This window comes from Streptomyces sp. NPDC058221 (assembly GCF_042882365.1).
Taxonomy (GTDB): domain Bacteria; phylum Actinomycetota; class Actinomycetes; order Streptomycetales; family Streptomycetaceae; genus Streptomyces.
The window spans coordinates 33,833-39,832 of sequence record NZ_JBHVWF010000067.1; the positions used below are offsets into that span (position 1 = coordinate 33,833).

The 6,000-nt window shown below is 70.1% G+C and carries 4 protein-coding genes; 3 read left to right on the top strand and 1 reads right to left on the bottom strand.

Annotated features, from left to right (window positions below; translation table 11 throughout):
• Window positions 1-363 precede the first annotated feature (363 nt).
• Both ACFVW8_RS21690 and ACFVW8_RS21695 read left to right on the top strand, forming a co-directional pair.
• Window positions 364-1,680 carry an NAD(P)/FAD-dependent oxidoreductase gene (locus ACFVW8_RS21690; RefSeq protein WP_389692386.1) on the top strand — a complete coding sequence of 439 codons (1,317 nt, stop codon included), beginning with the start codon at window positions 364-366 and terminating at the stop codon, window positions 1,678-1,680.
• A gap of 227 nt (window positions 1,681-1,907) precedes the next feature.
• Window positions 1,908-3,578, top strand: coding sequence for a SpoIIE family protein phosphatase (locus ACFVW8_RS21695; protein WP_389692376.1), 1,671 nt, complete (start codon window positions 1,908-1,910; stop codon window positions 3,576-3,578).
• Window positions 3,579-3,594: 16 nt separating this feature from the next.
• Here the strand turns inward: ACFVW8_RS21695 and ACFVW8_RS21700 are convergent, their stop codons facing one another.
• Window positions 3,595-4,896: an MFS transporter gene (locus ACFVW8_RS21700; protein ID WP_389692378.1), complete on the bottom strand. Its 1,302-nt coding sequence runs from the start codon at window positions 4,894-4,896 to the stop codon at window positions 3,595-3,597.
• Window positions 4,897-5,041: 145 nt separating this feature from the next.
• Here ACFVW8_RS21700 and ACFVW8_RS21705 point away from each other — a divergent pair, with 145 nt between their 5' ends.
• Entirely contained in the window at window positions 5,042-5,596 is a 555-nt protein-coding gene (locus tag ACFVW8_RS21705) for a MarR family transcriptional regulator (RefSeq protein ID WP_362960250.1), read from the top strand.
• Window positions 5,597-6,000: the final 404 nt, after the last annotated feature.

The following is a 6,000-nucleotide window of genomic DNA, read 5'->3' on the forward strand; positions in this document are numbered from 1 at the left end:
GTTGACCGATGGTCCTCATCCGACACCCCGACGACACACGAACATAGTTGAGCCCGGGTCAATTCAGAAGGGGGCAGTTCCGCCCGGAGCGCCCCCCGATCGGAACAAGGACCGGTTGGTCACCGATTGGCCCCCGACCCATGTCCTCCAGCGCAACCCCTGACCTGCGGGGCGTCCGTAATGCCGCAACGATCAAGCGGAGGCATCCGTTCGGAAGCTCCGGTCACACAATTTGCCGGGGCTGTGGACAAACTCCGGAGCGCGTTGCGTCATGGGGTGGTGATGGCTTCAGATTCCGGGGGGACACCCCCCGGCCCCCCGCCGGGTGTGCGCATTCTCGTCGTCGGCGGCGGCTACGTCGGGATGTACACCGCGCTGCGTCTCCAGCGGAAGCTGAAGCAGCGGCTGAGAAACGGCGAGGCCGAGATCGTCGTCATCACCCCTGATCCTTATATGACGTATCAGCCGTTCCTTCCCGAAGCCGCCGCCGGTTCGATCTCACCGCGTCATGTGGTCGTGCCACTGCGCCGGGTCCTGCCCCACTGCACGATCGTCATCGGGGAGGCGCAGCGCATCGATCACACCAAGCGCACCGCGACCGTCACCACACCGGCCACCGCGGAGGACGGCACCGGAGCCGTCGAGATCACCTACGACGAGATCGTCGTCGCGCCCGGCTCCGTCTCGCGGACCCTCCCGGTCCCCGGCCTCGCCGACCACGGCTTCGGCTTCAAGACCATCGAGGAGGCCATCGGGCTGCGCAACCACGTGATCGAGCAGATGGACATCGCCTCCGCCACCCGCGACCCGGCCATCCGCGACGCCGCCCTCACCTTCGTCTTCGTCGGCGGCGGATACGCGGGCGTGGAGGCGCTGGCCGAGCTGGAGGACATGGCCCGCTACACCGCGCGGTACTACCACAACATCAAGGCCGAGGACCTGAAATGGATCCTCGTCGAGGCCACCGGGCGCATCCTGCCCGAGGTCGGCGAATCGATGGGCAAGTACGCCGTCCGGGAGCTGCGCGGCCGCAATATCGACGTACGCCTCGACACCCGGCTGGAGTCCTGCGAGGACCGGGTGGCCGTGCTCAGCGACGGCTCCCGCTTCCCGACCCGCACGCTCGTGTGGACAGCCGGCGTGAAACCCGCCCCGCTGCTCGCCGCCACCGGCCTCCCCCTCAACGAACGCGGCAGGCTCGTCTGCACGGCCGAGCTCGCCGTCGAGGGGACCGGACACGCCTGGGCCGCCGGCGACGCAGCAGCCGTCCCCGACCTGACGGCCGGCGAACCGGGACGGGAGACCGCTCCCAACGCGCAGCACGCGGTCCGCCAGGCCAAGGTCCTCGCGGACAACATCGTGGCGTCCATGAACGGCGAACCGCTCACGGAGTACCGCCACAGCTACGCGGGCTCCGTCGCCTCGCTCGGCCTCCACAAAGGTGTCGCGCACGTCTACGGACGCAGGCTCAAGGGCTACCCTGCCTGGCTGATGCACCGTATCTACCACCTGAGCCGGGTCCCCACGTTCAACCGCAAGGCCCGCGTGCTCGCCGAATGGACCCTGGCCGGTCTCTTCAAGCGGGAGATCGTCTCCCTGGGCTCGCTGGAACACCCCCGGGCGGAGTTCGAACTCGCCGCGGGACGGCGTCCCGTGACCGACGGCGACGACTGTCAGTAGGGTCCGACACACTGGACGTGTGACCATAGGTGGGCTCACATCTGCACAGAGTGACCCGGCAGGCAGCGACCGACAGTGACCAGCAGAGACCGGCTCCGGCTGCGCATTCCCGGCGGTCCGGCCCCCATCCGGCCAGAGAGAACCGCCAGGAAGAACCGGCAGAGGAACCCGGCAGAGGAAGCAGCCCGCCCGAGCGGACCAGACCGACACACGAGGCCAGAAATTCCGTGAACTTCACGCGTTGGAGCGCCCGCCTACCCGGTACGCAGCGGCGCGCGGCCCGGGACGACCACAGCGCCGTCCCGGCGGCCCGCGCCGAGTACGCACAGGACGAAACCGGCTCCGGTCCGCCGGACGCCGAGCCGGATGGCGCCGCACCCGGGCCGGGGCCCGCGGCGCCCGCCCTGGAGAACCTCTCCGCCCGCGACATCCTCGGCCAGCTGCCCGCCCTCGTCGCTCTGGTGCACGGTCCCGAGCACCGCGTCGCCTACGTCAACGACGCCTATGCCGCGGCCTTCGGCCCCCGCCCGTCCGGTTTCCCCGCAGCCGATGTGATGCCCGAGCTCACCGAGCTCAGCCTGCTCCCCCTGATGGACCAGGTCCTGCGCAGCGGCACGCCCCGCACGGTCAAGTCCCGCAAGGTGGCCGCCGGCAGCTCGTACACCGTGACCTGCACCCCCGTGTCGCACGACAAGGACAAGGGACACGAGGCCGGCGTGCTCGTGTACGCCGTCGACGTCACCGACCACGCCGAGGCCGCCGAGCGGCTGCGTACCAGCGAGCGGCGCCACCGCGAGACGGCCGTCACGCTGCAGCGCTCACTGCTCCCGCAGGAGCTGGAGCAGCCCGACGACCTGCGGATCGCCGCCACCTACCAGCCGGGCGGCACGGACGCCGCGGTCGGCGGCGACTGGTACGACGTCATCACACTCGGAGCGGGCCGCACCGCCCTGGTCATCGGGGACGTGATGGGCCGGGGGGTGCGCGCCGCCGCCGTGATGGGCCAGCTGCGCACCGCGGTCCGGGCCTACGCCCGACTCGACCTCCCGCCGCACGAGGTGCTCCAGCTGCTCGACGGACTGGCCGCCGAGATCGACGCCAGCCAGATCGCCACCTGCGCCTACGCGGTCCACGATCCCAACGAGGGCCGGCTCGTCTACTCCTCCGCCGGTCACCTCCCGATCCTGGTGCGCGACGAGGACGGCACGGTGCACCGCGCCGAGGGCCCGACCGGACCCCCGCTCGGCACCGGCGGCTGGATCCACACCTCGGGCACGATCGCGCTGCCGCCCGGCTCCACCGCCGTCCTCTACACGGACGGCCTGGTCGAGCGGCGCAGCGAGGACATCGACGAGGGTGTGGCCGCGCTGGAGCGTGCGCTGTCCGGTGCGAAGGGCGCACCTCAGGTGGTCTGCGACCGGCTGATGCGCTCCCTCAACATCACCGCGGAGCACGACGACGACGTGGCGGTCCTGGTGGTGCAGCACCCCGCCCGCACCGGCGCGACCGCGGAGCTGTTCCACAACGCCTCGCTCGATCTGCTCGGCGGCATCGAAGCGGCCCCACGGGCCCGTGCCTTCGCGACCGGCGTCCTGACGTCGTGGCGCTTCCCGGTGGAGCTGTGCGATCTGGGCGTCCTCGCCGCCGGCGAACTGGTCGCCAACTCGCTCCAGCACGGCACCCCGCCGATGCGCCTGGGGCTGCGGCGCACGGACCGCCGGCTGATCATCGAGGTGACCGACGGCGACGACCACCTGCCGCGCCGCCGCCGCGCCGATCCGGCGGACGAGGCGGGCCGGGGCATCACGATCGTCGCGACGATCGCCACGGCCTGGGGCAGCCGCCGCACACCCGGCGGCGGCAAAGCGGTCTGGTGCGAATTCGCCCTGCCGCGCTAGCCGGCTGCCCGCCGGCTCAGTGAACGGCGGCGACAGGCGCCGGCACCTCGGCCGCCGCGGTCTCCGGCAGCGACACGGCCACCACCCGCGACGGCACCACCGCGGTCGACGGCTGGTCCTGTACGGGGGTGAGCCGCCGGCCCAGCCGCAGTGCGAGCACCGTGATGCCCAGTGAGAACAGCACGAACGTGACGATGTACGGCCCGTGCAGCGAGGCCCCCATGGGACCGCCCACGGCCGGACCGACCGCCAGCGCCAGCTGCTTGCACAGGGCGAAGGCCGAGTTGTACTGCCCGACCATCGACTCCGGCGCCAGATCGGCGACCAGCGGCGCGACGGTCGGCGAGAGCATCGACTCACCGAGCCCGAACAGCGCGTACGTCGAGATCATCGCGGCCGTCGCCATGGTCTGGCTGCCGTGCCCGAGCCCCGCGTAGCCCGCCACGATCCAGGCGAAGGCCCAGATCAGACCGACCGATGCGATCACCCGGCTGCGCCTGCGGCGCTCCACCAGCCGCAGCACGACGAACTGTGCGACGACGATGACGGCGGTGTTGGCGGCCAGCGCGATCCCGAGCGTCGAGGGCTGGATCCCGGCGGCCTCGGTGCCGTACGCCGCAAGCCCGGACTCGAACTGTCCGTAACAGGCGAAGAACACCACGAACCCGAGCACACACAGCTGCACCATGGCCCGGTGCGAGAGCAGCACCCGCATGCCGCCCCGCGCGGCACCATCGGTCGCCTCCGCGACGACGGCAGGGGTACGGGGCATCCGCACGGTCGCCGAGATGGCGCCGAGCACGAGGAACATCACCGCTTCGATCAGGAACAGCAGCGTGAAGGACGCGGGCCGCTCCGTGTCGACGATCTGGCCGCCGACCAGCCCGCCGATGCCGAGCCCCAGGTTCTGCAGGAAGAACTGCATGGCGAAGGCCCGGGTGCGGGTACCGGTGTCGGAGCAACGGACGAGCATCGTGGCGAGGGCCGGCTGCATGACGGCGGTCCCCGCGCCGAGCACCGCGGCCGACAGCACGGAAGCGGTCACCTGCGAGGAGAAGCCGAGCGCGACCGCGCCCAGGGAGGCGACGACCGAGGCGACGACCAGCACGGGCAGCGGCCCGCGACGGTCTATGGCCCGGCCGGTGAACGGCAGGACGGCGAGCGCTGCCATGGCGAAGACCGCCAGTACGACTCCCGCCGTACCGGCACCCAGATCCCGTACCTGCGCCACATAGACGTACAGATACGGAACGGTGAACCCCAGCCCGAACGCGCTCAGCGCGCTCCCCAGCTGGATCCGCCGCAGTGCTGCACCCATTTCCCTGGTCACACTCACCTACCTCAAGCTCTCGAAACCTGTGATCGAACGACTCGAACGCGAAGACTTTAGCACTAAAGTTAGAAGCTCAACAATACAGACCGAAGGACTTCGACGCCTATGAGGGCGTGCCATACTGCGCGCCATGTCTGACACCACCGAGCCCGGCCTCCAGGAGCCGAGCCTCGACGAGCAGATCGCCGCCTATCAGCGCGAGTTCCGCGACCTCGACCCGCAGGTCGAGCAGGTCGTCTCTGCGCTCGGCCGACTGAACCGCCGTATGAACGTGGCGTACGGACGCCAGGTCGCCGCCCTCGGCATCAGCAACGCCGAGTGGGAGGTCCTCAAGACGCTCGTACTGGGCGGCGCCCCGTACCGACTGGGCCCGGGGGAGCTGGCCAAGCGGCTCGGACTGACCCCGGCCGCGATGACGCACCGCATCGACCGCATGGCGGGCGAGGGCCTGGTCACCCGCGACCGCGACGAGAACAACCGGGTCCGCGTCATCGTCGAGCTGACGGACGAGGGACGGACGAAGTGGCTGGAGGCGATGCGCATGGCCACGGACTTCGAGGAGGAGCTTCTCCAGGACCTCTCGGGCGACGAGCGCGGCGCCCTCGGCGAGATGCTGATCCGCCTCCTGCGCCGGGTGGAGCACGCCCAGCCGGACGCCGGCGGACGCCTCACCGACCTGGACTGACGCGGCCCTGCCGGAGGCGGTCAGGGGAGGTTGACACGCCCCGCCGCGATCCGTAAGGTTCTTCGAGTTGTCACGGGGCCGGAACGGTTCTGCGACAAACGATCCCGCCGCGGACGCGGCAACCAAAACTCAGGACGATCTCCCACTCGGGACAATTTCGGCATGCCGAAATGAATTTCGAGGACTCGATTATGAGTCACCGGGAAGATCCGCTAGAGTTTTGAACGTCGGAACGGCCCAACGGCCGGGAGGACAAGCCCCACTGACTGGGAATCAGGCCCGAAAGGATCTGATAGAGTCGGACTCGCCGGAAAGGGAAACGCGAAAGCGAAGAACTGGAAAGCGAAAAACGCGAGACCCGCTTCGACCGGGAATCGGACACGAAAGAGTCTGATAGAGTCGGA

Excerpts from the sequence above, each read along its gene's own strand:
- ACFVW8_RS21690 (WP_389692386.1), top strand. The coding sequence starts at position 364 with ATGTACACCGCGCTGCGTCTCCAGCGGAAGCTGAAGCAGCGGCTGAGA.
- ACFVW8_RS21700 (WP_389692378.1), bottom strand. The coding sequence starts at position 4,896 with ATGGGTGCAGCACTGCGGCGGATCCAGCTGGGGAGCGCGCTGAGCGCG.
- ACFVW8_RS21705 (WP_362960250.1), top strand. The coding sequence starts at position 5,042 with ATGTCTGACACCACCGAGCCCGGCCTCCAGGAGCCGAGCCTCGACGAG.